A 26160-nucleotide genomic window follows, 5' to 3' on the forward strand; every position below is an offset into this window, starting at 1 on the left:
CGCCGCAGTCGGCGGGACCACCGCAGTCGGCGGGACCACCGCAGTCGGCGGGACCACCGCAGTCGGCGGGACCACCGCAGTCGGCGGGACCACCGCAGTCGGCGGGACCACCGCACACCTGGCGGCCGACGCCCACACCACTGGGTTTATCCCATTCCGCGCGAGGCCGGTGTCGATCCCGCGCTGGCCATCGAGACCATCGAACTCTGTCCCCGCCAATGCCTTGCGCTGGTTCGAGCGGCCAGCGCGGTCACCGAAACCGACACTCCCCGTGGCGAACCGTCGATGCAAAGAAACAGCTAACATACCCGCATACCATCGACGATGGGAAAATGCCACGCAATCAGGCAGGAGCGCGATGGCGGCGCAGTCGGACGACTGACGCGCAATGAGATGCCGCAGGAGGACGCCGTGGAATCCGCGCTGCCCACGAACCCATCCGAGGCCGGGAAATCACTGATCGAACGGGCGTACCGGGAGGCCGTCGAACAGACCGATGACACCGATCGCATCCGCGCGCGCATCCTCGACGCGGCCGGCGAGCAGTTCCGGCGTTGGGGTACCCAGCGGTCGACCATGGAGGACGTCGCCCGACAGGCGGGCGTGTCACGCATTACTGTCTACCGCCGGTTCGCCACCAAGGACGTTCTGGTCGAACATGTCATCCTGCGCGAATTCCGGCGCTACTTCGACACGTTCCTGGTCGACGTCGCCGCCGCCGACAACCCCGCCGATCGTGTCGTGCTCGGTTTCGTGAGCTCCCTGCGCGCACTGCGCGGCAACCCGCTGATCGGCGCGCTGATCACCACCGAACCCGACCACTTCGTCAGCTCACTGATCGGTGACGGCGGACGAGCGGTGGCCATGGTCCGAGAGTTCGTCGCCAACCAACTCCGCCAAGAGCAGCGTGCTGGCACCATCTCCGCGAACCTGCGCACCGACCTGGTCGCCGAGTTGATGGTCCGCATCTGCGCCTCGTTCCTGGCGATCCCGAGCCAGGTTGTCGACCTCGACGACGACGAGCAACTCGCCATGATCGCGCGCCAATTCCTCGTCCCCATGCTCGAAGCGCCGACTGGTCCCCCGAAACACCGCGACAACCGACCTACCCGTGACAGCGCCGTCTCCAGGGGTTGACTCGGCACTGATCCGTGATCATCACGACCCACCGACCTGATCATGTTGAGCCACAACAAAATTCGACACCATGGCCACACGAAAGCCCCTCAGCGCCAAGGGCAGCTGAGGGGCTTTCTGAGTTGGGGCGCTGCGGCTCGAGCACGCCCCATAGAGCAGTCTACGGTGCTACGGCCGATCGAACTCGCCATCGTTCACACCAGCGGTGAACGCATCCCACTCGGTGGGAGTTAATACGAGCGCCGCGCCGGTCGGATTCTTGGAGTCGCGCATGCCAACCATGCCACTATCGAGGAACGCAACTTCTACGCACTCTTGGTTAGCCGAACTCCGGCTGCTCTTGAACCATCGTGCCCCTGACAGATCGACACTCACCGGGTCAAAACTCCTCTGCAATCTCGAGGATGAGTCTGCGGCTCAGTAGACCGTCTACGACTCTATGGCCGATCGAACTCGCCAAAGCTCACACCAGCGGTGAACGCGTCCCACTCGGCCGGAGTGAATACGAGCGCCGCGCCGGTCGGATTCTTGGAGTCGCGGACGCCGATCATGCCCCCGGCCAGGTGTGCGACTTCCACGCAATCCTTGGACCCGGTGCTTCGGCTGCTCTTGAACCACGCAGCGCCGGACAGGTCAACATTCACTGGGCATACTCCTCTGCAATCTCGAGGATGAGAGCACGACTGTTCTCTTCATCCAGCGCCAACCGGTCAAGGTCGGCACAAGCTTCACGATAGTGCTGTATCTCTCCGGGTTTCTCGAGGTACAGGTCCCCCAGATAGCCCTGCGCGTAGATTATGGGCGGCATAGTCAGCTCGGCCGTCGGGTGTGGCGGGAACTCCAGCATGACGAATGTTCCAACCATGAGCCCGCGATACGCGCCTACCGTGTGGGGAACAATCCGGATCGAGATATTCGGCAACTGCCCGATGTCCGCCAGGTGTCGCATCTGATCAGACATGACCTGCGCGTTACCCGCCGTCCGTCGCAAAGCCGACTCATCGACGAACACATCCATCGATGTCGGACTCTCTCGATCGGTAAGGCGCGCTTGGCGTTTCATGCCTACCTGTAGCATCCGCTCGACATCGTGCGTCGGCTTATTCGGAAACTCGATCCAGATCAGTGCACGCCGGTACTCTTCGGTGTGCAGCAGACCAGGCAAGAACGTGGTCTGGTACGACGTGATCCGATTCGCGGCGCTCTCGAAGCTCACGAACAGTTCGAAGTCCTTGGGGATCTCGTCATCGGTGAACGCCTGCCACCATCCCTTGGTCGCCCCCTTGGCTTCATCTGCCAAAGCGAGGACAACGCGGGTTTCCTTCTCGGACGCCCCGTAGAGGCTGCACAGTCGCTCTATCAGCACCGGGTTCAACCGCACCGACTGCCCGGTCTCCATCTTCCAAATTGTTGACCGCGCAACAGAGATCGCGCTGGCAGCGGCTTCGCGGGTGATGTCCGCCCGTTCTCTCAGCCGCTCTAGTTGGATGCTCAAGAGCCGCCGAGCGATCGTCGAATCGGAGCCCATTCAATCCTCCCGGGAGTCGTTTGTTCTCAAACAAGGATGACGCGAATAGTCAAACAGCACCAGCTTTTTGCGTACGTTCGCGATCAAACGGTTCCGTACGACTCCAACGGGTGGTGTTCTGGATATGCGTCCGCGACGACACCGCCTCTTCCTGAGGGGCGAGAGCTTGTCAGGTTCGGGGCGCATCTACCTCACCGTCGTAGAGAGGGGCATCGATGTTGAACCCAGAACTGCCGAAACGCACTCCGTGGGCTGGTCCGCCGCCACCCGTGGCCGTCGGCTGTCCCGTCGAGTTGGTAGAACGCTTCGCGGACGCTGTGCGCGAGTGGGCCACTACCGAATCCGCTCCACCTGGTGCTGCCCACCCCATCGTTGCGGTCGCGTCGATGGAGGATCACCAATGGACCACATAGCTTTTGGCGACACCCCCTTGTCTCGTTGTCACTTCTACCGGCGGGTGTGCGATCTGTCCGCGACCGTCGACCCGCCGCACCTCGGGCGGATCATCATGAAGGCCGAGCACGTATGGGCACTCATCCTGCCTACTCAGCTCGGCCAAGCGGTGAAAAGCTGCATGCAACAACGTGCTTCGGATATCGGGCCGGTCCTGTCGCATCCACGCTCGAACCGGTGGACACTGCTCGTTCGACCGGACATCCCAGACGACGTGCGCCTGTTCGCCGAGATGTTCCGCCTGAACGTGTCGGTGGTGCGAACCGGTGGCACCGTCGCGCTGCCGTCACCGACCGACAAGGGCGCGCAGTTCCGGCGCTGGATCGAACCACCCCGGTGCACATTCCGGCCGTCCGGCCTTGTTGTGGTCGACGCGATCCGCGCATGCTCAGCGCCGTATCGACCCGCGCGGCGCGGAGCCGACCACGCGCGCAACGCCATCGAAGTGATCTTCGATGAATGAGGTCGAGCCGCAACCGAACACAGAGATCGCGCCATCGGTGGCGGCGCTGCTCGAGGTCTTTCACGAGCAGACGTCCGAGAAATTGGCGATCGCTCCGGTCGACAGTGTCGCGCTGTGTCACTTGACCACCGGGATAGTCGAGGTAGACGAGGACGGTTGGTGTACCGACTACGACAACATGGACGAGCGGGATGCGATCGACGTCCAGGGTCGAAGATCGCGAAACATCATGAGCGCGAACACCTCCCCCAACCCAGGCGAGCCCGATGTGCACCTGAGCGTATTCCTGCACGGAGCACGATTCGACTTCGCCGCCTGCCTCACCGCCGCCTTGGTCTTCGTGCGCGAGTACCAGGCACGCCACTACGCCGATGCGGTGACTATGGACCTCGGCGATACCAGCGGCTATCCGCGGCTGCCGTGCGAGAGGCTCTATCTCGAGCCTGGAGGTGAGACACCGATCCGTTGACGGCTCCGACTTGTGGACAGGCCCGGTTGAAACCGCACGAAAACGGACCGGGGATTCATTGCCGAGGCGCCTCCTCGGAGAGTTACTTGATATAGCGGGCTCGCGACAAGATCCGTTGCAGCACAACTATTTCTCATCCTGCCGCCGTTAGGAAGGCGTACGATGGCACCCCAAATCATTTCACTCACCCCCTCCTCCGGCCCCGGAGCGGGTCTCAACTCCGTGGTGATCGCCGGCTCCGGATTCGCCAACGTCGGTCCATTGACCGTGGTTTTCGGCACGACGTCAACGACCTTCACCATCGACTCCGATACCCAGATCACGGCCATCGTCCCGCCGGGGACCGGCACTGTGAACGTCACCGTCGCCGCACTGCTCGACGGCACGAGCAACCCGATGCCCTACACCTATGACACTCCTGCCCAGGGCCTCATCTATGTCAGCGATGGCATAGACACGGTGTATTCGATTCCGGCCGCCGGCGGCACGGCAACGCCCGTCGTGACCGGCCTGAGTCAACCCATGGGTATCGCCCGCGTCGAAAACACCCTCTACATCGCGGAATACGCGGCCAACCGGGTGGTGTCGGTGCCGACGACCGGTGGCGCGGTCACCCCGCTGGTGCCGCCGAACGGTGGCCAGGAAAGCCGCCTGGCCGCGAGCGGTCTGTCGGGCCCGACCGATGTCAAGGTTTCCGGCAGAAGGCTCTACATCGCCGACAGCGGTAACCTGAGGGTGGTGTCCGCGCCGATCAGTGGCGGGAACCCCACCTTGGTCGCCGGTGGTCTCAGAGGCGCATTCGGCGTCGCCGTTTGAGCTCAGCAGGACAGCTGAATTATCCGCCTGTTGTCCCCGGCCAAAACTTGGGTCGGCCGGGGACAATCGCCTGTACGGCGACGTAACACCCGCACCTTTCCGATCCACAACACACAATCGGCCACGAAATCCGAGGTCCATGTCTTGTCTCGAAGTGGCGGGGCATCCATCGACCGGAGTCGAATGGCGGTACGGCCCAAGACTATCCGGAACCGCCATTCGACTCGGCTCGATACCCGGATGCGCATTCCGAACGACCGGAGCTCGCGCTCGAAATCAGCCGATCCAGTCGGTCAGCAGCTGATCGCTTCTGCCGGTGCGGATTTCGGATTCGAGCCAGGTGTTGACGACGGTGTTGAAGAGGGTGTCGCCCTTGGGCAGGAGGTAGGCCTTGGGAGCGGAGTCGAAAGGGGTGTCGGGGTGGAGGACCTGGAGGGTCGGGTGGGTGCGTTGGCGGTAGCGGCCCTCGACCGAGTCGGTGACGAAGACGTCGGCGTTGTGCTGTTCGAGCTGGTCGTAAATGGTGAGGTTATCGGGCCAGATGGTCAGTTGGGCCGCGGGGAAGTTGGTGCGGGCGAAGGCCTCGTTGGTGCCGCCCCGGTTGACAATTACGCGGACCTCGGGACGGTTGATCTGGTCGACGGTGGCGTAGTCGGCGGCGTCGGAGCGGCGGACGACGGGGGTCTTGCCGTCGATGGAGGTTGGGATGGAGAAGTCGGCGACGATACGGCGGACCGGGGTGTCGGAGATACCGCCGACGGCGATATCGCAGCGGGCGAGGAAGTCGTCGGTCAGGGTGGACCAGGTGGTCGGAATCCATTGCGGGACAACACGCAAGGTCGCGGCAAGATCGGTCGCGAGGGTGATGTCGACGCCGCGGTAGGTGCCGTCGTCGTCGCGCAGGGTATAGGGCGGGTAGTCGCCGGTGGTGCAGACGCGCAGTACGCCGGACTGCTGCACGGTGATCAGATGCGACGCCTCCTGCGCGGTGGCGACGGGCCCGGTGGCGAGCAGCCAGCTCAGGGTAGACAAGACGGCTATCGGCAGATATCGGAGCGGTCGGCGCATCGAGACAGGCTAACCGACCTGATAGTCGACTGAGAACCCGGCGAATGGGACACTTCCCAGCCGGTGCCGACCGTTGATACTGATGTTGGCCACCCACGAAGGAGTTCGACATGAGCCTTATCGGAACCTTGCTCGGGTTAGCCCTGACGGTATTCATCCTGCTGCTACTCGCCCGGCTGGTACTCGATTGGGTAGGGGTGCTCGCCGATGGCAGGCATCCCGAGTGGGTGAATCGCGCCCGCGACCTGAGCCACAGCGCGACCGAACCGGTGATCGCCCCGGTGCGCCGGTACCTGCAGCCGGTCCGGCTGGGCGGACTGTCGATCGACCTGGCGTTCACCGTGGTGTTCATCGTCGCCCTGGTCCTGCGTCAGATCTTCTTCAGCCTGTAAGCGATGCAACCCATCGCCTACGGCCCACACCGCGACCAGGTGGCCGACCTGTACCTGCCCGCCACGGACGGTCCGGCACCGCTCGTGGTGGTGCTGCACGGCGGATTTCTGGTGCGCGGAGTTCGACCGCACACATGCCCGGCCGGAAGCGCAGGCGCTGGCCGCACCGGGCTACGCGGTCGCGAATCTCGAATATCGTCGGGTCGGTGACGGCGGCGGATGGCTGCAGCGCTGCCACGAGAGCTCCTCCGGCTCGTGATCGAAATCGATGCGGTTGCAGGTCGAGGGCGGGTCATAGAGCACGCGCAGCCGCACGAATTGTGCCATCGAGTCGGGTCGCCGTCGATCACCTAGACGGCTATCGCACCGACGCACATGGTGTAGTACGGCGGCGAATCCGTTGCCGATCGCGCATGTTCCGCGTCGTGCGAGTGACCCCGAGCCCGACCGGGAACGGCGGTGTCTCCCAACATCATCGGTCACCGGATGCGCTGTATGATCGGGCCTCATGGGTTGGGAAGCCGGGCCCGGTTCAGCAGACGGCTCGGGCGGCGACCTGACCGGACGCCGGACCGCCGCGCTGACAGGTGGGGCGCGTGATCATGTGGTACCAATGAGTGCGGGTGAGGCGCGCATGCTGCTGACGCGGCTGGCCATGGAATTCGAAATCGCAATGCAGCCAACAGAATCCACCGATCGAGTGGCGGAGCTGGGTGCGGAGTTGGCGCAGTCGCATTGTGTCGGCGACGAGGTGCTCGGGGGCAGCATCGCGGCGCTCACCGCGCATTTCACCGAAACGGGCACCATCACGGCGGAGCGGCTCGCCGATTTGCTCGCCGCCTTCACGAATGGGTATATCCACGCATTCCGGGCATGGCTGCTCGCCGAACAGGAAAGCGTCCGCGCCGCCGAAATCGCCGCCCGACGCGCGGTCGCCGAACAGTTGCGTGCGAGTGAGGCGCGGCTGCTATATCGCGCCCATCACGATCACCTCACCGGCCTGCCGAATCGCACGAAATTCATCGACGCACTCGCCGCTGCCTTCGCCGATCCGAGCGCCGAATTCGGCCTCTGCTATCTCGACCTCGACCATTTCAAACTCGTCAACGACACCTTCGGACACGCATTCGGCGATCAACTGCTCATCCAGGTCGCAGCCCGCCTACGTGCATGCACCCGATCCGGTCAATTGGTGGCACGTATGGGCGGCGACGAATTCGTCACCCTGGTCCCGCAATCCAGCGAAACCGTTACCACCCTCGCGAAGCAAATGCTCGAGGCCGTGGCTCAACCGTTCGATATCGACGGTCACCACCTCACCGTCACCGCGAGCATCGGTGTCATGGCGGGACGCACCGAGCACACCACCGCCGACGAACTCCTGCAGGCTGTCGATACCACCATGTACTGGGCCAAGGCCGCCGGGCGCGGTCGCTACGCGGTCTTCGATGCCGATCGTGGCCGCCGCGAACACACCCGCGCCGAACTCTCGGCCGCCATGCCCGCCGCCCTTCTCCGCGACGAACTATTTCTGGACTACCAGCCCATCGTCGCCCTGCCCGACCAGCGGATGATCGCGGTGGAGGCGCTGGTGCGCTGGCGGCATCCGGAACTCGGCGTACTGGCCCCGGCGCAATTCGTGGACCTCGCCGAGGACAACGGCCATATCGGCGCATTGGGCGCGCAGGTGCTCGAGCGCGCGTGTCGCGACAGTCGGGATTGGCATGACCGCTTTCCCGACCGGACGCCGATCGTGAGCGTCAATGTTTCCGCCGCCGAGGTCGCCGATCCGACATGGCTGGACCGGGTACAGGACGTCATCGCCGAGACCGGCATCCCGCCGGATCGGCTACAACTCGAACTGACCGAGCGGGCATTCATGCACACCACCGGTCGCCCACTGCAGGCATTGCGCACGTTGTCCGAGGCCGGTGTGCGTATCGCCATAGACGATTTCGGTACCGGCTACTCCAATCTCGCCTACCTGGGCCAGCTGCCGCTCGATGTCGTCAAACTCGCAGGACCGTTCATCCGCTGTATCCGCACCCCGGAATCGCCCGGTGCCACCGATCTGCTGGTGCTCGAATCCATTATCGAACTGATCCATGCCCTCGGTTTCACACTCACCGCGGAGTGCGTCGAGACGCAATATCAGGCTGAGCGGCTGGAATCGCTCGGCTGCGACAGCGCGCAGGGCTGGCTTTTCCACCGTCCCATGCCGGTCGAGGAGATCACCGAACTACTGTCCCGCTGACGATCTCAGATTCGTTGCGCCGCATGTGCATTGACCAATGTGAGCAAGAATTCCGTTGGCACATCGGGCCATTCCGGGCGCCAACGACCAGCGAGCTGGTCTTCGTATACGGCAGCGAGTGTGGCGACCACGTGTGGTCCCCCATCCAGCAGATAGCGGACCGATCCGAGTTCGGCACACTGGGCGGTAACCGTTGCCAACAGGGTCTTTGCCGCATCGATGCGGCCTGCGGCGGCGAGGCAGGCGATCAGCATTCGGCGCGCCTTCAGCAATTCCCTCGGCCGCTCGACTGTTTCGAGCAGATCCACCCATTCCTGCGCCCATGCGCAGGCAAGTTCGGTCTTTTCCGGCGTTTCCGCGGCGAGCAGCAGCCGGATCGCGCTGAATTCCTCGTACAGTACGGTGAATTCGTCGATCGGATCGACCGGCTCGCGGCGATCTCCGTATTCGACCACGGGTAGCGGACCGAATTCCGGATGCGGCGGCAATCCGAGTCGCAGCCGCTCGTTCTCCACCTCGGCGCCCAGTCGCGGTAACGACATCGAACGGGCCACCCGCGCACCTTCGTTCAATCTGCGAATCGCGGCCGCGCGATCGCCGCGCAATGCTTTGATCCGGGCCCCGACGACATAGCGCGCCAATTTGAAATCGACGACACCGGCCTCGGGCCCCAACTTGTAGCCGTCATCGAGCAGCCGCTCCGCTTCCGCGACTTGCCCACGCTCATAAAGCAATTCGCCCAGCAGGGACCCAGCCAACCGCGCGCCGTAGGAATGGCTGCCGCCGGATTGCTTGGCCACCTTCATCGCCTTGCGGAAGTACCGCTCCGCACTGGCGATATCGAGTTGCAGGCTCGCGGCCAGCCCGAGAAAGCACAGGCCGTGAATGTTGTTGTAAAAGCCCTTGTTCTGGCGCATATACGGTGCCGACCAGTCCTGGATGCGCAGCGCCTCCTCGAAGTCGTAGCGATAGCCAGCGGCGAAGGTCGCGACATTCGCGCCGATCGCCACCACATACGGTGACAGTTCCTCGGCCCGGAAAAAGCAGGGCGCCAGCAGGTCGTCGACTCCGGCCAGCACATCCGCGCGCACCGCGACCACCGCATGCAGCACACCGGCCTCGGCCCGCAGTCGCGCGGCATCGGCTTCGTCGAGTTCACCGAGGTTCAGCGTCGATTCCGCAAGGCGCAGTGCGCGTTCGGCCGGTGCGGCCCGGTGCAGCAGAATATTCGCCCAGGCCAGATCCAATTGCAGCCGCGGATGCGTTTCGATGATGGTGGCTGGCAGCTTGTTGACCAGACCGATGAGACTGGCGAACTGCCCGTATTCGAGCAGCGACATCCCGTCCCGCTCGACTATCTCGATGGCCCGCTGCTCGTCCCCGGCCAGCAGGGCGTGATCGACCGCCTCGCTGACCTGTCGATGCTCGGCCAGCCACCTCGAAGCCGAACGATGCAGTTCGGTGATCCGTTCGGGCCCATCGCGTTCCAGTCGCTGCTGCAGGAAATCCTGGAACAGGTGGTGATAGCGGAACCAATTGCCGTCGTCGAGCTTGCGCAGGAACAGATCCTGGTGTTCGATCTGCTCCAGCATCGCCTGCCCGTCCGGTGCACCGGTCAGCGCCGAGGCGAGTTCACCGCAGATCCGCTGCGTGATCGAGGTCGCCACCATGAAGTCGAGAATTCCGGGTTCGAGGGTGTCCAGAACGTTCTCCACCAGGAATTCACTGATGGCGTGGTGGCGGCCGGTCAGATGGCTGATCAACTCGCCAGGATTGTCACTGCCGCGCAAGGACAGTGCCGCCAGCTGCAGTGCCGCGACCCAGCCTTCGGTGGATTCGGTGAGATCCTCGACATCGGCGCGATCCAATTCGAGTCCGCCCAGCTCGACCAGGAAGGAATACGCCTCCGTGACATCGAAACGCAATGCGCGGGGGGCGATTTCGACAAGTTCGTCGCGGGCTCGCATCGAACTCATGGGCAGCCCTGTTTGATTACGACTGGCAACCACCAGATGCAATGTGGGACTACATCCTTCGAGCAGAAAGCGCAGTGCGCGAGTGGTGGCGGGGTCGGTGGCGCAGTGCCAGTCGTCGATGACGACGACGAGGTCCTCACCGCGCCGATCGATATCGTTGATCAGCGAGGTCAACACATAGCGTTCGGATTCATCGCCATGCTCCTCGAGCAGTTCGCCGAGTTCGCGCGCCAGCGAGGGGCGCGCGAGGCGAATGGCTTCGATCAGATGCGAGAGAAACCAGACGACATTGTTGTCATCGTGGTCGGCGGTCAGCCAGGCCACCGCAACACCCTCGGCGGTCAGCGCCTCGCACCATTGGGCGGCGAGGGTGGTTTTGCCGAATCCGGTGGGCCCGTGGATGACCGCGAGCCGGCGGTTGCGTCCGTCTCGCAGCAGTGCGAGCAGGCGGTGGCGATCGACCAGTGGGCGATTGGCCACCGGTGGCCGCAAGCGGGTGGCGGGCACGGGCGGGGTGATGGTCGATGACGTCGCCGAGGTGCGGCGGCGACCGGAGGTGGGCGTTGGTGACGGCCGGTGTCCGACGGGTTCGGCCGCAGGCACCGGAACCGGCATATCGTCGGGCGGCAGACCGTGCCGCTCCTGGATTTGGCGCAGTTGCTCACCGAATTCGCCTGCGCTGGATGGTCGTTGCGCGCGTTCACGCGACATCGCGCCTTCGATCGCGGCGGTCACATCCGGAGGCAGGCCCGCCTCCCCCAGATCCGGTATCGGCTGTTTGGTGATGCGCAGGAACTGGGCGACCAACTGCTCGCCATTGCGTCGTTCGAAGACCGCGTGACCGGTGCTGGCGCAGAACAGAGTCGAGGCCAGGCTGTAGATATCGGAGGTCACGTCGGGAACATGCCCCTGCAGCACTTCGGGCGCGGTGAAAGCGGGTGAACCGGTAATCGTGCCCGCGGTGGTCTCGAAGCCGCCGACCAACCGAGCGATGCCGAAATCGGCCAGCTGTGGTTCACCGTATTCGGTGAGCAAGATATTGCCGGGCTTCACATCACGGTGCAGCAGGCCGCGCCGGTGCGCGGTCTCCAGTGCGCCCGCGATTTTCACGCCGATATGCAGCGCATCCTGCCAGCCGATCGGCCCATGCTCCTGGATGCGGGTGTCCAGGGAGCCGTGCGGGTGGTACGGCATCACGATGTAGGGACGGCCGGTCGCGGTGGAGCCCACCTCGAAGACGCCGACGATATTGGGATGGCCCGACAGCTTGCCCATGGCGAGTTGTTCGCGGACGAAGCGCTCGAGATTCTCCGATTCCAGATCGGCGGTCAGCACCTTGATCGCCACCATGCGCTCGAGCGCGGGCTGGGCACACCGATAGACAACACCGAATCCGCCACGTCCGATCTCGGCGGCATCGGTGAATCCGGCAGCGGCCAGCTCTGCCGCGAACCCTGAGGTGAGGTCGCGTTGCGTGGAAAGCGGATCGATATGCGACACGACGACCCCGATTACAACTACCAGCCAGCTACTTCGAGCATATTCCCGTCGCGACGATTCCGCCCGCGCTCGGTAGGATGCCGGCGCAATTGCCTGCGGTGCAGGTGATCCTGGTGGCCGAATGTCCGGATCGCCGGAACTATTCGCGCCGCGCACTCCCGGGGTTACCGGTCGGCGAACTGTGTCACGAGCCGTCCTCGGTGAGCCAGAAGCCGGTTCGCTCGCGCCACAGGTCGAGCAGGGCGCTGTCGCCGCTGATTTCGAGCATGCCCAAGGCCGGGCGCTGGTAGACGAACCGAAGGAGATCGGCGGCACTACCGTGTACCACCACCGATGCCGGTTCGTCGGCGTGACGCCAGATCGGTGCCGAGCCGGTCAGGTCGACGAGCCAGTCATGGTTCGGTGTGTGAAACGAAAGCCGCCGCCCCGGCCCCAGCAAACCGGACCGACCGTCTTGCGGTTCATAGGCTTCCGGCGCGGCGGCGACCTCCAGCCACTCTTCGAAGCCGTCTGCCACGACATCTTCGGGCACGTCGAGCTCGGCCTCCGCCGCCGCTGCGGCATCCCAGCCGTGCACCACCGCCTCGTGCAGTGCGCGCCGCGCCCAGAAGACCGTCGTGCCACCGGGTCCCGGCGTCCAGACCTTTGCCTCGGGCCCGGCCGCCGTCAGGGTTTCGGCCAGCCGGGCGGCGCCTTCGGTGAGCCACGGCACGACCGCGCTCGGATAGTCGGACAGATCGTTGAACTGTGCGTCCGAGACCGGTTCCGCGGCGCGGGTGCGCACGATCGTCTCCATCCAGCGGTGGTACCCGCCGATGTGCCGCAGCAGCTGTCCGAGGTTCCATCCCGGACAGTCCGGCACCGGAAGCGTCGGATCGAAATCCTCGGCGAGCGATGCGAGTGTGCCGGTCTGCCTCGGGATTTCGGCACAGAGTTGGTCGAAAGGCAGCAATGCCTACCCTTCGGCGATGGCGGCGAGTCGGTCCACGGACGCTTGCAGCTTGTCCGGCGTGGTGGACCGGGCGCGTGGGAGCCGGTTCTCGTCGTTCAATCGCGACCAGTCGTAGGTATGCGTGACCCGAGTGTGTACCGCGTCCACCGGCTCGAGCTCCCAGCGCCACAGGTGACCCGGCGGTTCGCTCGCCGGTTCCGCTGGTAGCCAGGCGATCCGGCGGCCCTCTTCGAATTCCACGATGTGGTTCTCGCGGATGGGCCCCTTGGTGGTTGTCATGGCGAAGACCTCGCCGACCTTCCGTACGCGCTGCCCCGCCGGGGCTTCGGCCAGGTTGTCGTTGCCGTCCCATCGCGGCTGTTGCGCGGGATCGGCGATCAACTCGAAGATTTCCGCCGCCCCGGCCGCGATCTCGCGGCTGGCGGAGACAATGCGTGGCACCTCGCTGTCATCGGTCATGCCATGATCGAAGCATCCGAACCCGACTACCGCCAGATCTTCGATCCGTGGGAGCGGATTCTCCGTTTCCGGCGGGTGCCCGATCTTCAGCAACGTGCGTTCGTCACGATAGGCCGCACCGCGCACGACATCGATCGGGACACCGCCGGAGACAGCTGTGACAAACGCACCGCGTTACCGCAGGGCGCGTCAGAAGACTTGCAGCGGAGGGGATTTCGGGAAGGTGACCGGGAGCGCGACCAGCGCGCGGTGGAACGGACCCGGTCGCCATTCCAGTTCTTCGACCGGGACGGCCAGCCGCATTTCCGGGATAGCGTCGAGTAGTTGGTCGATGGCGTCCTGTGCGACCAGGGTCGCGATCGAGCGGGCCGGACAGGCATGCGGGCCGACACTCCACGCCAGGTGGGAGCTGTTGTCGGTGTACTCGCCGGTGGTGATCGCGGGATCGTTATTGCAGCCGGTCATGCTGATGACGACCGGTTGGTGCGCGGGCAGCCACGAGCCCTCGATCAGGACCGGTTGCTTCGGGAAGGTGATGCAGTAGTTCGATAGCGGCGGATCGGTGAACAGCACCTCGTCCAACGCGTCGCGCGTGGATAGAGTGCCGCCGAGAATGCCACCACCGAACCGATTGTCGGTCAGCATCAGTCGCAGCGTATTGACGATCAGATTCTGAGTCGGTTCCATTCCGGCGCCGTACAGGAGGAGGACCTGCTGGATCATCTCGGCGTCATCAAGCTTCGCCGGATGGGCGAGCAGCACGGACACGATGTCGTCGGCCGGTTGGTCACGCCTGAGGCAGACCAGTTCGAACATGGCATCGGCAAGAATTTTGCCGCCCTCGACGGCTGCATCCGCACCCTCCATCATGCGAGCCAGACCGGTTGCGGCACGCTGGCCGATGTCCTGCGGACAACCGAGTATCGCGTTGATCACCGCGAAGGCCAGCGGCAATGCGTACTGCCCGACCAAATCCGCCGTACCGTCCTCGCAGAAGGTGTTGATCAGGGGAATGGCGATCTGCTCCACAGTGGAATGCAGAGCGAACAGGTCGACGACACCGAGGCCGGCGACAGTCGTCTCCCGGTAGCGGGCGTGTTCGAGGCCAGTGGTACGAATCGCCGCCGGACGATATTCGAGCATCGGCCGCACCGGGCAATCCTCGGGTACACCTTTCTGCCAGTTTCGCGAATCGTGCGGAAAATGGTCCGGATCATTGAGGATCTGCAGCGCGGTGTAGTAGCCGATCACCAGGGTCGCCGGTACACCCGGCGCCAATTCCACCGGCACAAGCGAACCGTATTTCTTGCGCATCTCGCGGTACGCCTCATGTGGGCTCGCGGCGAATTCCGGTGAGAACAAAGAGATTCGGGGGCCGTCGGTATCAATCGGCGATCCGTGCGCGACAGGGAACGGGCAAGTGGTGGTGGTTGCCGACTCTGGCGTGGTCAAGAGACGTGACTCCAGTCGTTGTGCAGAAGCGATGAGCATGGTGCGCGACCGCAGGCGCATCCGTGCGCCTGCGCAGAGCAGACTCAGCCTACGTCGGCGACTCGGTCGGCGCGTATCGAGCGCCACCACCCTTGGCCATACAAGATGTGACGGGCATTACAGTGGAGAGGGGCCGACACGGAGGACACCGATTGAGCACAGCAGCGCACGGCAATCCCTGGGTGGCCGTTCGACCAGAGGATGATCTCGCGCAATTGGCGCGACAGGTGTCCTGTGCGCATCGCTGCTTCATCGAAGGCGACGTGGGGCTGCCGAGCGATCCGGTGCGCCCGGTGGTGCTGGATTCGTGGCGACGCAGCCTCAGCAACGGCGTCGACCCGGACCGCTTCGGCGCCGGTGTCGACCTCGATGGCCTGGAGCTGCAACGGTATCGGGCCACGCATCCGACCGCGCTGATCCGACCGGTGGTGCGCAAACTGCTGGTCGAAGACGCCGCCGATGCCGGACTACTCGTCGCGATCAGCGATGCCGAGGGCCGATTGCTGTGGGTGGAGGGCGATTCGAAGGTCAAGGACCGGGCGCTGGCCATGAATTTCGTCGAGGGCGCGGACTGGAGCGAGGACCGGGTCGGCACCAATGCCCCCGGCACCGCACTCGCCCTCGATCACCACGTGCAGATCTTCGGTGCCGAACACTTCAGCCGCGTGGTGCACGAATGGAGTTGTTCCGCTGCCCCCGTACATGATCCGCGCAGTGACCGGATCATCGGCGCCATCGATATCACCGGCGGACCGCGTGTCGCGGCACCGGAGGTGTTGTCACTGATCCGCGCGACGGTCTCGGCCGCGGAATCCGAACTGCGCCTGCTGATGCTCGACGCGCCGAACCCGCTCGCGTCGACGGCGTCACGCCTCGAGGTACTCGGTCCGGCTCGGCCGACCCTGGTCCGCGATGGTGAGCGCATCCGCCTATCGCAGCGGCATGCCGAAATCCTTTTGCTGCTGGCCAACTTCCCGGAGGGACTGAGCGCCGACCATCTCGCCATGCTGCTCGACGAGTCCGAACTGGATCCGGTGACGGTGCGCGCGGAGATGTCGCGGGTGCGAAAGATGTTGGGCGCCAATGGTCTCGGTTCGCGTCCGTATCGGCTGCTGATGGATCTCGATACCGATGTCGACGAGGTGCGGCGCGCACTTGCCCGCGGCGATACGTCGGCGGCATTGCGCGCCTATCCCGGCCCGATCCTGCCGCGATCGCTCGCACCGGGCATCAATGAACTGCGCGTCGAGTTGCGCGGACGCCTGCGCGCGGCCCTGCTGACGGCCGGTGACCGCCGCCTGCTCGCCCGCTGGACCGGTTCGGCCGAGGGTCGCGAGGACGTTGCCGCCTGGACCGCCTACCTCTCCTCCCTGGACCGACGATCGTCACTGTATGCCCAGGTGAAGACCCAATTGCAACTGCTCGACCACAAATTGGGCATCTGACCAGTTTCTTGCAACTGTCGTGCAACATGGACGCTTCTAGTGTTCCGGATCACACCTGACATAGGAAGTCAGCAGATCGAGGAGCATTCGATGACCGTCTTCGCCCGCCCAGGCACACCCGGCGCCGCCATGTCGTTCCAGACGCGATACGACAACTGGATCGGCGGCGAATGGGTCGCGCCCGTCAAGGGGCAGTACTTCGAAAACCCAACGCCTGTAACGGGTCAGCCGTTCTGCGAGGTCGCGCGGGGCACCGCGGAAGATATCGAACTGGCCCTCGATGCCGCGCACGCCGCCGCACCCGCCTGGGGCAAGACCTCGGTCGCCGAGCGCGCCGTCATCCTCAACAAGATCGCCGACCGCATCGAGGAGAACCTGGAGGCGATCGCCCTCGCGGAGGCCTGGGACAACGGCAAGCCGATCCGGGAAACCCTGGCCGCCGATATCCCGCTGGCCATCGACCACTTCCGCTACTTCGCCGGTGCCATTCGCGCACAAGAGGGTTCGCTGTCGCAGATCGACGCCGACACCGTCGCCTATCACTTCCACGAGCCACTCGGTGTGGTCGGGCAGATCATTCCGTGGAACTTCCCGATTCTGATGGCCACCTGGAAACTCGCGCCCGCACTCGCCGCCGGTAATGCGGTCGTGCTCAAGCCCGCCGAGCAAACTCCCGCCTCGATCATGTTCCTGATCGGCCTGATCGGGGATCTGCTGCCACCCGGGGTGGTCAATATCGTCAACGGTTTCGGTGTCGAGGCGGGTAAGCCGCTGGCCTCCAGCCCGCGAATCAAGAAGATCGCCTTCACCGGTGAGACCACCACCGGTCGCCTGATAATGCAGTACGCATCGCAGAACCTGATCCCGGTCACGCTGGAACTCGGCGGTAAGAGCCCCAATATCTTCTTCAGCGACGTCCTCGCCGCCAATGACGACTTCCAGGACAAGGCGCTCGAGGGCTTCACCATGTTCGCGCTGAACCAGGGTGAGGTCTGCACCTGCCCCTCGCGCGCGCTCATCCAGGCCGATATCTACGACGAATTCCTCGCCGCCGCGGTGGTGCGCACCAAGGCTGTGCGCCAAGGCGATCCGCTCGATACCGAAACCATGATCGGCGCACAGGCCAGCAATGATCAGCTCGAAAAGATCCTGTCCTATCTCGAAATCGGCAAAGGAGAGGGCGCGACATTGCTGACCGGTGGCGAGCGCGCCGATCTCGGCGGCGATCTGTCCGGCGGATACTACGTGCAGCCAACGGTTTTCGCGGGCAGCAACTCGATGCGGATCTTCCAGGAGGAGATCTTCGGACCCGTTGTCTCGGTAACCTCGTTCGCGGATTACGACGAAGCCATCAAGATCGCCAACGACACCCTCTACGGACTCGGCGCGGGCGTATGGTCGCGCGACGGTTCGGTGGCCTACCGCGCCGGACGCGATATCCAGGCTGGACGGGTGTGGACCAACACCTACCACCAGTATCCGGCGCATGCGGCATTCGGCGGCTACAAGCAGTCCGGTATCGGCCGCGAGAACCACCGCATGATGCTCGACCACTATCAGCAGACGAAGAACCTGCTGGTCGGCTATGCGTCGAAGGCGCAAGGCTTCTTCTGATGGCCGCAGTCCCCCGGCGCGTGCGCGCCACCGCGGCGGCGATGGATCTGCTCCGTCGCCTCCGCGGGCTGCACGGACCGCTCATGCTGCACCAGTCCGGTGGTTGCTGTGACGGATCGGCCCCGATGTGTTATCCCGCAGGTGAATTCATCATCGGCGATCACGATGTACTGCTCGGATTGCTCGATCTGCGGTTGCTGGTCGACGAGATGCCAGCTTCCGCCCCGGAGCCGGACGACCTTGCGCCGGTGTGGATCTCGGGACCGCAGTTCGCCGCCTGGCAGCACACCCAGCTCGTCCTCGATGTCGTGCCGGGTCGCGGTTCCGGCTTCAGTCTGGAATCGCCGGAAGGTTTCCGATTCCTCAGTCGCGGACGGGTTTTCGATGACGATGAGCTCGTTGCGCTGGCCGCGATCGAACCCGTGACGGGAGCGGGCTGGGAGCGCGAGGAACGTCCTACGGTGTCGAGCGAACCGCAGGTAGTCGCCGAGGCAGCCGATGCCTGCCCGGTCCCGCGAACGCGCCCCTCGGCTTGACAGCTAACTTTTGCTGTGGCCCTGCCGCTTCCGGCTCAGGCTTCGGTTCGCGGCTCGATCGCCACCAAGTCGAGCACCAGATCCTGGAGTACCCGGCGGGTGGCGTGGGCTTGGGCGATCAATGGTTCGGACGATTCCGTCTCGGCTAGCTCTACCAGCTTATTGACTACGTGGCAGACCGCGACGAGTCGTCGGATCGCTTGACGTCGCTCGGCGAGATTCATGGTGTCGGTGGCCATATTCACCAGATCGCACCGACCCCCCTGACCGTTTCGCCCGAGTTTTGCCGGATCACCAAGTGACGCATCCAGCAAACACAACCGCCGATCATTCGGTGGGCCGCAGGACGGCGCGAGCGGCGGCGCGAGCGCTGTCGGGATCGGAGGTCGACAGGACGGCGGCCGCGGCGCGGCGGCAGTCTTCCAGGGTGACCGCGGCCAGCGCGGCGCCTACCGCGGCTACGGCGGCACCAGCGGCGGAGAGTGAGCTGATGCCGAATCCGGCGAGGACGCAGGCCAATAGCGGATCAGCGGCAGCTTCACCGCAGACCCCGACCGGCTTGCCCGCGGTCGCTCCCGCGGCCGCGGTGCGCGCCACCAGTGCCAGGACCGCTGGTTGCCATGGGTCGGTGAGTGCGGCGAGGTCGGCGGACATGCGATCCGCGGCCATGGTGTATTGGGCGAGGTCGTTGGTGCCGATCGACAGGAAATCGACATGTTCCAGAATGGCCTCGGCCAGTAGGGCTGCGGCAGGAACCTCGATCATGACGCCCGGGACCAATCCGCGCGCTCGTACCTTGGCGGCGAACGACTTCGCCTCGGCCGCAGTGGAAATCATCGGGGCCATGACCCACGGTGTCGGCGTGCGGTCGGTGGCGGCCTGGGCGATCGCGTCGAGTTGGTGGTCCAGGATTGCGCTGTCATGGGCGGCGATCCGGATGCCGCGCACGCCGAGCGCCGGGTTCGCCTCGTTGGCGTGGTCGGCGAAACGCAGTGGTTTATCCGATCCGGCGTCGAGCGTGCGGATCACCACCTTCGCCCCGGCGTAGGCATCGAAGACCTCGCGATAGATGCCCGCCTGTTCGGTGATGCTCGGCTCGGATTCGCGGTCCAGGAAACATAATTCGGTGCGGAACAGTCCGATGCCCTCGGCCGGTTGTGCGCGCGTCGCGCGGGCTCCGGCCCCATCCTGGACGTTGGCGAGAATTTCGACCCGATGTCCGTCGGCGGTCGCGCCCGGACCGGTCCAAGCCGCCGTGCGCGATTCTTGCGCGCGGTACTCGGCGACTGCGCGAGCAGCGGTTTCCGGGTCCGGACCGATGGCGACCTGTCCGGCCGCGCCATCGATCAGCACCTCGACTCCGGCGGGCACATCGTCGAGTCCGGCGATCGCGACCACGCACGGGATGCCGAGCTGGCGGGCGATGATAGCGGTGTGGCTGGTCGGGCCGCCGCGCGAAGTAGCGAGGCCGACAATGAGATTCGGGTCCAGACCGGCGGTATCGGCGGGGGCGAGGTCCTCGGCTAGCAAGATCGATGGCCGGGTCGGCGTGGGAATGCCCGGTTCGGGCGCTCCAGCCAATTCGGCGATCACCCTGTCGCATACATCGCGGAGGTCGGTGACGCGTTCGGCCATCAGCCCACCCAGCTTGGTGAACACCTCGGCGAACTGATCGGTTGCCGCGGCCGCCGCGACGGCGGCGGGACTGCCCGCGGTGATCAATTTTTCGGCGGCGCCGAGCCAGCCGCGATCGGCGGCCATGGCGGCATTCGCGGCGAGCACCTCGGCGGCCGCACCGCTCGCACGGGCGGCGCGCTCACGCAAGCGCCGGGCAACCACCGATGTCGCGGCCAGGAAGGCCTCGTATTGGACTGCCCGATCGGACTCGGCGACCGGGTCGGAACGAAGGTCCACGCGGATCCGCGGCGCCGGACGCACGGTGGGCGCGGCGGCGATTCCGGGCACCGCCGGGGTGCCGCGCAATGTCATAGCACTGCGAGCTACCCGCGCGGGGCCTGCGGCCTGCGGTGATCCGGACATTCGATTCCTCCTCCACGCCGATGTCGAGCGAGTGCGACCGATTACTCAGCTCGGCTCGATGTGATCCAGACTACTCAAATCTCTTGACAAAGCAACATAGACGGGCATAAAACAACATAAACACACATTGCCAATCGGAGGATCGGATGTACGCAGAGGAGCGCCAGCAGGCCATCGCCGCCCTGGTCGGGCAACGCGGGCGCGTATCGGTCGCCGATCTATCCGAGCAATACGGGGTCACCACCGAAACCGTGCGCCGGGATCTGGCGGTCCTCGATCGGATGGGGCTGATCCGCCGGGTGCACGGCGGTGCGGTGCCCGCGGCGGCGCTCACCGCGATCGAACTGGGCACCACCGAGCGCGAACATACGCGGGCCGCCGAAAAGGACCGCATCGCCAAGGCAGCCCTGGATTATCTGCCGCCGACCGGCGGCAGCGTACTGTTCGACGCCGGGACCACCACCGCGCGGATAGCCGCCGCCCTGCCCGCGGACCGCGAACTCGTCGCCGTGACGAACTCGGTGCCCATCGCCGCGCGGCTCAGCGGATTCGGCGGGGTGCGATTGCATCTGATCGGCGGTCGGGTGCGGGGTGTCACCCAGGCCGCGGTCGGCGCGGAGGCCTTGCGGGTACTCGGCGAACTGCGGGTCGATGTGGCATTCATCGGGACCAATGCGCTGACCATCGGCCACGGACTGTCCACCCCCGATCCCGACGAGGCGGCGGTCAAGCGCGCCATGATCGCCAGCGCGCATCGGGTCGTAGTAGTCGCCGATGCGACCAAGGTCGGGCGCGAGGATCTGCTCAGCTTCGGTTCGGTCGAAGAGTTCGACGTGCTGGTCACCGACACCGGACTGCTGCCTTCGGTGCACAACGAACTCACCGAATACGGCATCGAGGTGGTCACGGCATGATCGTCACGCTCACCGCGAATCCCAGTATCGACCGCACCGTCAGCCTGCCCGACCCATTGCGGCGCGGTGCGGTGCATCGTGCCGAAACCGTGCTGTCGCAGCCCGGCGGCAAGGGGGTCAATGTCTCTCGCGTGATCGCCGCCGCCGGAGTCCAGACCGTTGCGGTATTGCCCGGCAATGCCGGTGATCCATTGCTGCACATGCTCACCGATGCCGATATCGAGCACCGTGCGGTGCCGTGCGCCACCCCGGCGCGCACCAATCTCACCCTCGCCGAACGCGACGGCACCACCACGAAGATCAATGAGCCCGGATCATCGCTGTCCGCCGAATGCCTTGGCGCACTGGCGAATCAACTCGATGAGCTGGCCGATAAAGCGAGCTGGGTGGTGCTGTCCGGATCCTTGCCGCCGGCCGTCCCCACGGATTGGTACGCGTATCTGCTGCACCGGCTGCGCGGCGCTCGGGTCGCGGTCGACACCTCCGACGCTCCCCTGCTCGCACTGGCCGCCGAACTGGAATCGGCTGCGCCGCAACTGCTCAAGCCGAATGCCGAAGAGCTGGCGCAACTCACCCACGGCGACCCCGCCGAACTAGAGGACCCCAACGCCGCCGCGCGTGCGGCGAGCACTCTGGTTGCTCGCGGCGTCGACGCCGTGCTCGCGACTCTCGGCGCGGCCGGAGCCGTGCTGGTCACCGCGGATGGTGCCTGGCATGCCGCCGCGCCCGCCATCACCCCGCGCAGCACCGTGGGCGCAGGCGATTCCGCACTGGCCGGATACCTGCTCGCCGATCTCGACGGGCTGGACCCGCCGGATCGGCTGCGCCGCGCCGTCGCCTATGGCAGCGCCGCCGCCGCGCTGCCCGGGACCGGGCTGCCCGGCCCACACCACACCGACCCCCGCGCCGTGGCCGTCACGACGTTGGAATCCCTGCACAGTCGCTGAAGGACACTGCGATGGCCCACTCCCCTGATTCGATCATCACCACCGAGCTGATCAGCCTCGATACCGACCTCGGCAGCGCCAAGGAAACGGTCATCGCGACGCTCGCACAGCGACTCACCGACCATGGGCGCGCTACATCCGCCGAGGCACTGCGTGATGCGGCGCTGGCGCGCGAATCGCAGTCCGCGACAGGGCTTCCCGGTGGGATCGCCATACCGCATTGCCGAAATGCGGCCGTGACCAGCGCGTCCCTCGGGTTCGCTCGGCTCGAGCCCGCAGTGGATTTCGGCGCTGCCGATGGGCCTGCGGATCTGGTTTTCCTCATTGCCGCGCCGGAGGGGGCCGGGGCTGAGCACATGAAGTTGTTGTCGAGTTTAGCTCGGGCGCTTGTGCGGCCGGAGTTCGTGGGATCGTTGCGGGGTGCCGCCAGCGCTGATGAGGTAGTTTCGCTGGTTACGGATGTGCTTACGCAGAAACCTGCTATGACGCCCAAAACACCTGCGCGCGAATCTGTTTTGAACGGCGCACCCGCATCCCAAGCGGCTTCGAAAGGTGCCGCGCCCGCAAGCGAACCGGATACGAACCGCACTCCCGCACACGGAGCCATTTCAAACGGCGCACCCGCATCCGATGCGGCTCGATACGGCACCACACCCGCACACAAGCCGGATTCGAACGCCACACCTCCAGCGGCGGCCGGACTCAGCAGCGCTGACAGCGCGATAACGCCTGCACCCCATGGTGTTTCGGACGAGGCGATAAACGCGGCAGCCGGTCAAACGATCGTCGCCGTCACGGCGTGCCCCACCGGCATCGCCCACACGTACATGGCCGCCGACTCGCTGGTCGCCGCCGGTGATCGTGCGGGCGTCACGGTGCACGTCGAGACCCAGGGTTCCAGCGGCAGCACCCCGCTGAGCGCCGAAACCATCGCCGCCGCGAGCGCGGTCATCTTCGCCACCGACGTGGGCGTGCGCGGTCGGGAACGGTTCGCGGGCAAGCCGGTAGTCGAGTCCGGGGTCAAGCGCGCGATCAACGAGCCCGACACCATGGTCGCCGACGCACTGCGCGCCGCCCTCGACCCCACGGCGGCGACCGTCGCGGGATCCGTACGCAGCGAGGGCGATTCAGCACCAGCCACACTCGGCTGGGGTACCCGATTGCGCCAGATCCTGCTCACCGGCGTCAGCTATATGATCCCGTTCGTCGCCGCGGGTGGCCTGCTCATCGCGCTCGGATTCCTGTTCGGCGGCTACGAAATCGCCGACCACGCCAAGAAGATCGTGCTCGACAACTCGCTGACGGCACTACCCGACGGCGGCCTACCGACCTATCTCGGCGCGGTGCTGTTCCAACTGGGTTCGCTCGCATTCAGCTTCCTGGTACCGGCCCTCGCCGGATATATCGCCTTCGCCATCGCCGACCGACCAGGCCTGGCACCAGGATTCACCGCCGGTGCGGTGGCCGTCTTCGTCGGCGCAGGGTTCCTCGGCGGCCTCGTCGGTGGTCTGATCGCCGGATTCGCGGCCCTGTGGGTGGCGAAACTGCCTGCCCCACAATGGGCGCGGGGGCTCATGCCGGTGGTGGTCATCCCGCTGTTCGCCTCACTGATTGTCGGCGCGTTGATGTTCATCTTCCTCGGCAAGCCGCTCGCCGCGATCACCAGCGGACTCACCAATTGGCTCAACAGCCTGACCGGCACCTCCGCGCTTGCCCTCGGCGCCATTCTCGGCCTCATGATGTGCTTCGACCTCGGCGGACCGGTCAACAAGGCCGCGTATTCCTTCGCCGTAGCCGGACTGTCGGTCACCGATCCGGCCTCGCTGCGCATCATGGCGGCCGTCATGGCCGCCGGCATGGTCCCGCCGCTGGCCATGGCGTTGGCCACGGTTCTGCGGCCCCGGCTGTTCACCACGGCCGAACGTGAAAATGGCAAGGCCGCATGGCTTCTCGGTGCCTCCTTCATCTCCGAAGGCGCGATTCCCTTCGCGGCCGCCGATCCGCTGCGCGTGATCCCCTCGATGATGGCCGGTGGCGCAGCCACCGGTGCGCTGATCATGGCGACCGGCACCACCCTCAGCGCACCGCACGGCGGCATCTTCGTCTTCTTCGCCGTCGGCCACATCGTCTGGTTCCTCGCCGCCCTCGTCGCGGGCACGGCCGTCGCCGCCCTCTGCGTCACCGCCGCCAAGGAATTCATCAAGCCACGCACGCCCGTCCTCGCCACCGCCTGAAATCCCCTCTCACCCAAGGAGAATCCCCCATGGCCAGCACCACCGTCACCGTCGCCTCCGCCATCGGCCTGCACGCCCGCCCCGCCAACATCATCGCCGAAACCGTCACCGACTCCGGCGCCGAGGTCACCCTCTCCCTCGTCGACGGCGACCCTGTAGACGCGGGTTCGGCCCTCATGATCATGACCCTTGGCGCGGCCCACGGCACCGACGTAGTAGTCACCAGTGACGATCCGAACGCACTCGAGCTCGTAGCCAAACTCCTAGCCACCGACCTCGACGCCTGATCGGACCATGTGTGTTCATTCCGATCCGCTTTGTCGGCTCGGATGGGCGGATCCGGTCGGCGTCCGGTCTCTCGTCGGTTCGGGCCACGCCATCGACCCCCGTGAGCAGGTCCAGAATCCGGCGGACCGCGGTTTCAGCGGCTGTTTCCAGGCCGTTGGACAAAGAGCCGGTTTCCATTGGCAATGCGACGCGGTGGGCCGGTCCAGTCATCAAGTGAGTGCGGTAGCTGGCCGCTCAGCGGTACGTATTCAGTCGAGGACTGCGGTGGCTTCGATCTCAACCAGATGCTCGGGGACATCCAGCGCCGCGACGCCGATCAGCGTGGTCGGCGGCACCGGCGTAACCCCCAACTTCTCGGTCGCCCGGGAGATTCCCTCCAGGAGCGCGGGCATCTTGTCGGCAGTCCAGTCGACGACATAGAAGGTCAGTTTCGCTACGTCGCCAAAGGAACCGCCGGCCTCGCCCAGCGCGGTGGCGATGTTGAGGTAGCACTGCTCAACCTGCGCGGCGAGGTCGCCCTCGCCAACCGTGACCCGTTCCGCGTCCCAGGCGACCTGCCCGGCGATGAAGACCAACTTCGAACCCGAGGCGATCGCCACCTGCCGGTAGACATCGATTTTCGGCAGTCCATCGGGATTCTTCAGGGTGATGGCCATGCTGTCCGCCTCCTTGTCAGGGCTCCTGTAAGCCCGTGTTCGTCAAACGACCTTTGGTCTCTTGTAGTTACTCAGGAACTGTAGGAGAGTGTGCGTTGACATGGAAGAACGCACTTTTCAGTGACTGAGGAACCTTATGGTGACCAAGCAGCTCAGCGGCTCGGCCGAGGATGCCGACCTGCGGCGAGCCGACTCCCTGGCGCGCGAGATCTTCTCTGATGTCGCCAACAAGTGGGCGCTGTTGATCATCGAGGCCCTAGGGGAGGGCACCCTGCGCTTCAGCGAGCTGCGCAGCCGAGTCGAGGGCATCAGCCACAAGATGCTCACCCAGAACCTGCGTATGTTGGAGCGCAACGGCCTGGCCGAGCGGACCGTCCACCCCACCGTCCCGCCCCGGGTCGAATACACCCTTACCGAAGCGGGCCACGGACTTCGAGCGACGGTCGACGGAATGTGCGAGTGGACCTACCGGTACTTCCAGCACATCGAGTCCGCCCGGCGGCACTTCGAAGCCTGACGGTCGGTGAA

At 65.3% G+C, this 26160-nt stretch carries 26 protein-coding genes; 15 read left to right on the top strand and 11 right to left on the bottom strand.

The window, feature by feature from the left end; all coding sequences use genetic code 11:
* Positions 1–393 precede the first annotated feature (393 nt).
* A complete protein-coding gene (locus ACIBG0_RS19980; RefSeq protein WP_397034401.1) occupies positions 394–1137 on the top strand; it encodes a TetR/AcrR family transcriptional regulator in 744 nt (247 codons plus the stop codon).
* Between the two features lie 168 nt (positions 1138–1305).
* Here ACIBG0_RS19980 and ACIBG0_RS19985 read toward each other — a convergent pair whose 3' ends face one another.
* The 3 genes from ACIBG0_RS19985 to ACIBG0_RS19995 all read right to left on the bottom strand — a co-directional run bounded on the left by ACIBG0_RS19985 (position 1306) and on the right by ACIBG0_RS19995 (position 2665).
* Positions 1306–1512, bottom strand: coding sequence for a DUF397 domain-containing protein (locus tag ACIBG0_RS19985; RefSeq protein ID WP_397034403.1), 207 nt, complete (start codon positions 1510–1512; stop codon positions 1306–1308).
* Positions 1513–1574: 62 nt separating this feature from the next.
* Complete coding sequence (locus tag ACIBG0_RS19990) at positions 1575–1781, bottom strand: DUF397 domain-containing protein (RefSeq protein ID WP_397034405.1); 207 nt, start codon at positions 1779–1781, stop codon at positions 1575–1577.
* Positions 1778–2665 (bottom strand): helix-turn-helix domain-containing protein, encoded by an 888-nt coding sequence (locus ACIBG0_RS19995; protein ID WP_397034406.1) that lies wholly within the window; start codon positions 2663–2665, stop codon positions 1778–1780. The genes ACIBG0_RS19990 and ACIBG0_RS19995 overlap by 4 nt, the downstream gene beginning before the upstream one ends.
* 400 nt (positions 2666–3065) lie before the next feature.
* On the opposite strand from ACIBG0_RS19995, the gene ACIBG0_RS20000 reads away from it, so the two are divergent.
* From ACIBG0_RS20000 to ACIBG0_RS20010, 3 genes are all read left to right on the top strand, one after another.
* Positions 3066–3581: a DNA-directed RNA polymerase subunit beta gene (locus ACIBG0_RS20000; protein ID WP_397034408.1), complete on the top strand. Its 516-nt coding sequence runs from the start codon at positions 3066–3068 to the stop codon at positions 3579–3581.
* Positions 3574–4050, top strand: coding sequence for a hypothetical protein (locus ACIBG0_RS20005; RefSeq protein ID WP_397034410.1), 477 nt, complete (start codon positions 3574–3576; stop codon positions 4048–4050). Before ACIBG0_RS20000 ends, ACIBG0_RS20005 begins: the two co-directional genes overlap by 8 nt.
* Positions 4051–4212: 162 nt before the next feature.
* Positions 4213–4866: an IPT/TIG domain-containing protein gene (locus ACIBG0_RS20010; protein ID WP_397034412.1), complete on the top strand. Its 654-nt coding sequence runs from the start codon at positions 4213–4215 to the stop codon at positions 4864–4866.
* A gap of 276 nt (positions 4867–5142) precedes the next feature.
* On the opposite strand, the gene ACIBG0_RS20015 is transcribed toward ACIBG0_RS20010, so the two are convergent.
* Positions 5143–5934 carry a transporter substrate-binding domain-containing protein gene (locus tag ACIBG0_RS20015; protein WP_397034414.1) on the bottom strand — a complete coding sequence of 264 codons (792 nt, stop codon included), beginning with the start codon at positions 5932–5934 and terminating at the stop codon, positions 5143–5145.
* Between the two features lie 110 nt (positions 5935–6044).
* On the opposite strand from ACIBG0_RS20015, the gene ACIBG0_RS20020 reads away from it, so the two are divergent.
* The 3 genes from ACIBG0_RS20020 (at position 6045) to ACIBG0_RS20030 (ending at position 8580) form a co-directional block, all read left to right on the top strand.
* On the top strand, positions 6045–6326 hold the full coding sequence (locus tag ACIBG0_RS20020) for a YggT family protein (RefSeq protein ID WP_396958837.1): 282 nt from the start codon (positions 6045–6047) through the stop codon (positions 6324–6326).
* 3 nt (positions 6327–6329) lie between these two features.
* On the top strand, positions 6330–6536 hold the full coding sequence (locus ACIBG0_RS20025) for a hypothetical protein (RefSeq protein ID WP_397034416.1): 207 nt from the start codon (positions 6330–6332) through the stop codon (positions 6534–6536).
* Between the two features lie 298 nt (positions 6537–6834).
* Positions 6835–8580, top strand: coding sequence for a putative bifunctional diguanylate cyclase/phosphodiesterase (locus tag ACIBG0_RS20030; protein WP_397034418.1), 1746 nt, complete (start codon positions 6835–6837; stop codon positions 8578–8580).
* Between the two features lie 5 nt (positions 8581–8585).
* Here ACIBG0_RS20030 and ACIBG0_RS20035 read toward each other — a convergent pair whose 3' ends face one another.
* From ACIBG0_RS20035 to ACIBG0_RS20050, 4 genes are all read right to left on the bottom strand, one after another.
* Positions 8586–12056, bottom strand: coding sequence for a protein kinase (locus ACIBG0_RS20035; RefSeq protein ID WP_397034420.1), 3471 nt, complete (start codon positions 12054–12056; stop codon positions 8586–8588).
* 184 nt (positions 12057–12240) lie between these two features.
* Positions 12241–13008 carry a maleylpyruvate isomerase family mycothiol-dependent enzyme gene (locus ACIBG0_RS20040; protein WP_397034422.1) on the bottom strand — a complete coding sequence of 256 codons (768 nt, stop codon included), beginning with the start codon at positions 13006–13008 and terminating at the stop codon, positions 12241–12243.
* Between the two features lie 3 nt (positions 13009–13011).
* Positions 13012–13467 carry an SRPBCC family protein gene (locus ACIBG0_RS20045; RefSeq protein WP_397034424.1) on the bottom strand — a complete coding sequence of 152 codons (456 nt, stop codon included), beginning with the start codon at positions 13465–13467 and terminating at the stop codon, positions 13012–13014.
* A 189-nt stretch (positions 13468–13656) separates the two neighbouring features.
* Positions 13657–14781, bottom strand: coding sequence for a cytochrome P450 (locus ACIBG0_RS20050; protein WP_397034426.1), 1125 nt, complete (start codon positions 14779–14781; stop codon positions 13657–13659).
* Positions 14782–15110: 329 nt separating this feature from the next.
* Here ACIBG0_RS20050 and ACIBG0_RS20055 point away from each other — a divergent pair, with 329 nt between their 5' ends.
* The 3 genes from ACIBG0_RS20055 (at position 15111) to ACIBG0_RS20065 (ending at position 18553) form a co-directional block, all read left to right on the top strand.
* Positions 15111–16403, top strand: coding sequence for a transcriptional regulator (locus tag ACIBG0_RS20055; RefSeq protein ID WP_397034427.1), 1293 nt, complete (start codon positions 15111–15113; stop codon positions 16401–16403).
* Between the two features lie 90 nt (positions 16404–16493).
* A complete protein-coding gene (gene adh, locus ACIBG0_RS20060) occupies positions 16494–18017 on the top strand; it encodes an aldehyde dehydrogenase (RefSeq protein WP_397034429.1) in 1524 nt (507 codons plus the stop codon).
* Positions 18017–18553, top strand: a complete 537-nt coding sequence (locus ACIBG0_RS20065; RefSeq protein WP_397034431.1) for a DUF779 domain-containing protein — start codon at positions 18017–18019, stop codon at positions 18551–18553. Before adh ends, ACIBG0_RS20065 begins: the two co-directional genes overlap by 1 nt.
* A 35-nt stretch (positions 18554–18588) precedes the next feature.
* Here the strand turns inward: ACIBG0_RS20065 and ACIBG0_RS20070 are convergent, their stop codons facing one another.
* Positions 18589–18798, bottom strand: a complete 210-nt coding sequence (locus ACIBG0_RS20070) for a hypothetical protein (RefSeq protein ID WP_397034433.1) — start codon at positions 18796–18798, stop codon at positions 18589–18591.
* A gap of 82 nt (positions 18799–18880) precedes the next feature.
* Positions 18881–20593 (bottom strand): putative PEP-binding protein, encoded by a 1713-nt coding sequence (locus ACIBG0_RS20075; RefSeq protein WP_397034435.1) that lies wholly within the window; start codon positions 20591–20593, stop codon positions 18881–18883.
* Positions 20594–20739: 146 nt separating this feature from the next.
* Here ACIBG0_RS20075 and ACIBG0_RS20080 point away from each other — a divergent pair, with 146 nt between their 5' ends.
* From ACIBG0_RS20080 to ACIBG0_RS20095, 4 genes are read left to right on the top strand one after another with little or no spacing between them, the layout of a single operon-like run.
* Positions 20740–21507: a DeoR/GlpR family DNA-binding transcription regulator gene (locus tag ACIBG0_RS20080; protein WP_397034437.1), complete on the top strand. Its 768-nt coding sequence runs from the start codon at positions 20740–20742 to the stop codon at positions 21505–21507.
* A complete protein-coding gene (gene pfkB, locus ACIBG0_RS20085; protein WP_397034438.1) occupies positions 21504–22454 on the top strand; it encodes a 1-phosphofructokinase in 951 nt (316 codons plus the stop codon). Before ACIBG0_RS20080 ends, pfkB begins: the two co-directional genes overlap by 4 nt.
* An 11-nt stretch (positions 22455–22465) precedes the next feature.
* Positions 22466–24688, top strand: a complete 2223-nt coding sequence (locus ACIBG0_RS20090; RefSeq protein WP_397034440.1) for a fructose-specific PTS transporter subunit EIIC — start codon at positions 22466–22468, stop codon at positions 24686–24688.
* Between the two features lie 29 nt (positions 24689–24717).
* Positions 24718–24975 (top strand): HPr family phosphocarrier protein, encoded by a 258-nt coding sequence (locus ACIBG0_RS20095; protein WP_397034442.1) that lies wholly within the window; start codon positions 24718–24720, stop codon positions 24973–24975.
* Positions 24976–25224: 249 nt separating this feature from the next.
* Here ACIBG0_RS20095 and ACIBG0_RS20100 read toward each other — a convergent pair whose 3' ends face one another.
* The gene (locus ACIBG0_RS20100; protein ID WP_397034444.1) at positions 25225–25632 is read right to left on the bottom strand and encodes a RidA family protein; all 408 of its coding nucleotides are present in this window, start codon (positions 25630–25632) and stop codon (positions 25225–25227) included.
* Positions 25633–25768: 136 nt separating this feature from the next.
* Here ACIBG0_RS20100 and ACIBG0_RS20105 point away from each other — a divergent pair, with 136 nt between their 5' ends.
* Entirely contained in the window at positions 25769–26149 is a 381-nt protein-coding gene (locus ACIBG0_RS20105) for a winged helix-turn-helix transcriptional regulator (protein WP_397034446.1), read from the top strand.
* Positions 26150–26160: the final 11 nt, after the last annotated feature.

Source organism: Nocardia sp. NPDC050630, assembly GCF_044457245.1.
GTDB lineage: Bacteria > Actinomycetota > Actinomycetes > Mycobacteriales > Mycobacteriaceae > Nocardia.

What these genes read in the sequence shown, in the direction of transcription:
- ACIBG0_RS19980 (WP_397034401.1), top strand. Translation starts at nt 394, where the DNA reads ATGCCGCAGGAGGACGCCGTGGAATCCGCGCTGCCCACGAACCCATCC.
- ACIBG0_RS19995 (WP_397034406.1), bottom strand. Translation starts at nt 2,665, where the DNA reads ATGGGCTCCGATTCGACGATCGCTCGGCGGCTCTTGAGCATCCAACTA.
- ACIBG0_RS20000 (WP_397034408.1), top strand. Translation starts at nt 3,066, where the DNA reads ATGGACCACATAGCTTTTGGCGACACCCCCTTGTCTCGTTGTCACTTC.
- ACIBG0_RS20005 (WP_397034410.1), top strand. Translation starts at nt 3,574, where the DNA reads ATGAATGAGGTCGAGCCGCAACCGAACACAGAGATCGCGCCATCGGTG.
- ACIBG0_RS20010 (WP_397034412.1), top strand. Translation starts at nt 4,213, where the DNA reads ATGGCACCCCAAATCATTTCACTCACCCCCTCCTCCGGCCCCGGAGCG.
- ACIBG0_RS20015 (WP_397034414.1), bottom strand. Translation starts at nt 5,934, where the DNA reads ATGCGCCGACCGCTCCGATATCTGCCGATAGCCGTCTTGTCTACCCTG.
- ACIBG0_RS20020 (WP_396958837.1), top strand. Translation starts at nt 6,045, where the DNA reads ATGAGCCTTATCGGAACCTTGCTCGGGTTAGCCCTGACGGTATTCATC.
- ACIBG0_RS20025 (WP_397034416.1), top strand. Translation starts at nt 6,330, where the DNA reads ATGCAACCCATCGCCTACGGCCCACACCGCGACCAGGTGGCCGACCTG.
- ACIBG0_RS20030 (WP_397034418.1), top strand. Translation starts at nt 6,835, where the DNA reads ATGGGTTGGGAAGCCGGGCCCGGTTCAGCAGACGGCTCGGGCGGCGAC.
- ACIBG0_RS20045 (WP_397034424.1), bottom strand. Translation starts at nt 13,467, where the DNA reads ATGACCGATGACAGCGAGGTGCCACGCATTGTCTCCGCCAGCCGCGAG.
- ACIBG0_RS20050 (WP_397034426.1), bottom strand. Translation starts at nt 14,781, where the DNA reads ATGCGCAAGAAATACGGTTCGCTTGTGCCGGTGGAATTGGCGCCGGGT.
- adh (WP_397034429.1), top strand. Translation starts at nt 16,494, where the DNA reads ATGACCGTCTTCGCCCGCCCAGGCACACCCGGCGCCGCCATGTCGTTC.
- ACIBG0_RS20065 (WP_397034431.1), top strand. Translation starts at nt 18,017, where the DNA reads ATGGCCGCAGTCCCCCGGCGCGTGCGCGCCACCGCGGCGGCGATGGAT.
- ACIBG0_RS20075 (WP_397034435.1), bottom strand. Translation starts at nt 20,593, where the DNA reads ATGTCCGGATCACCGCAGGCCGCAGGCCCCGCGCGGGTAGCTCGCAGT.
- ACIBG0_RS20080 (WP_397034437.1), top strand. Translation starts at nt 20,740, where the DNA reads ATGTACGCAGAGGAGCGCCAGCAGGCCATCGCCGCCCTGGTCGGGCAA.
- pfkB (WP_397034438.1), top strand. Translation starts at nt 21,504, where the DNA reads ATGATCGTCACGCTCACCGCGAATCCCAGTATCGACCGCACCGTCAGC.
- ACIBG0_RS20090 (WP_397034440.1), top strand. Translation starts at nt 22,466, where the DNA reads ATGGCCCACTCCCCTGATTCGATCATCACCACCGAGCTGATCAGCCTC.
- ACIBG0_RS20095 (WP_397034442.1), top strand. Translation starts at nt 24,718, where the DNA reads ATGGCCAGCACCACCGTCACCGTCGCCTCCGCCATCGGCCTGCACGCC.
- ACIBG0_RS20100 (WP_397034444.1), bottom strand. Translation starts at nt 25,632, where the DNA reads ATGGCCATCACCCTGAAGAATCCCGATGGACTGCCGAAAATCGATGTC.
- ACIBG0_RS20105 (WP_397034446.1), top strand. Translation starts at nt 25,769, where the DNA reads ATGGTGACCAAGCAGCTCAGCGGCTCGGCCGAGGATGCCGACCTGCGG.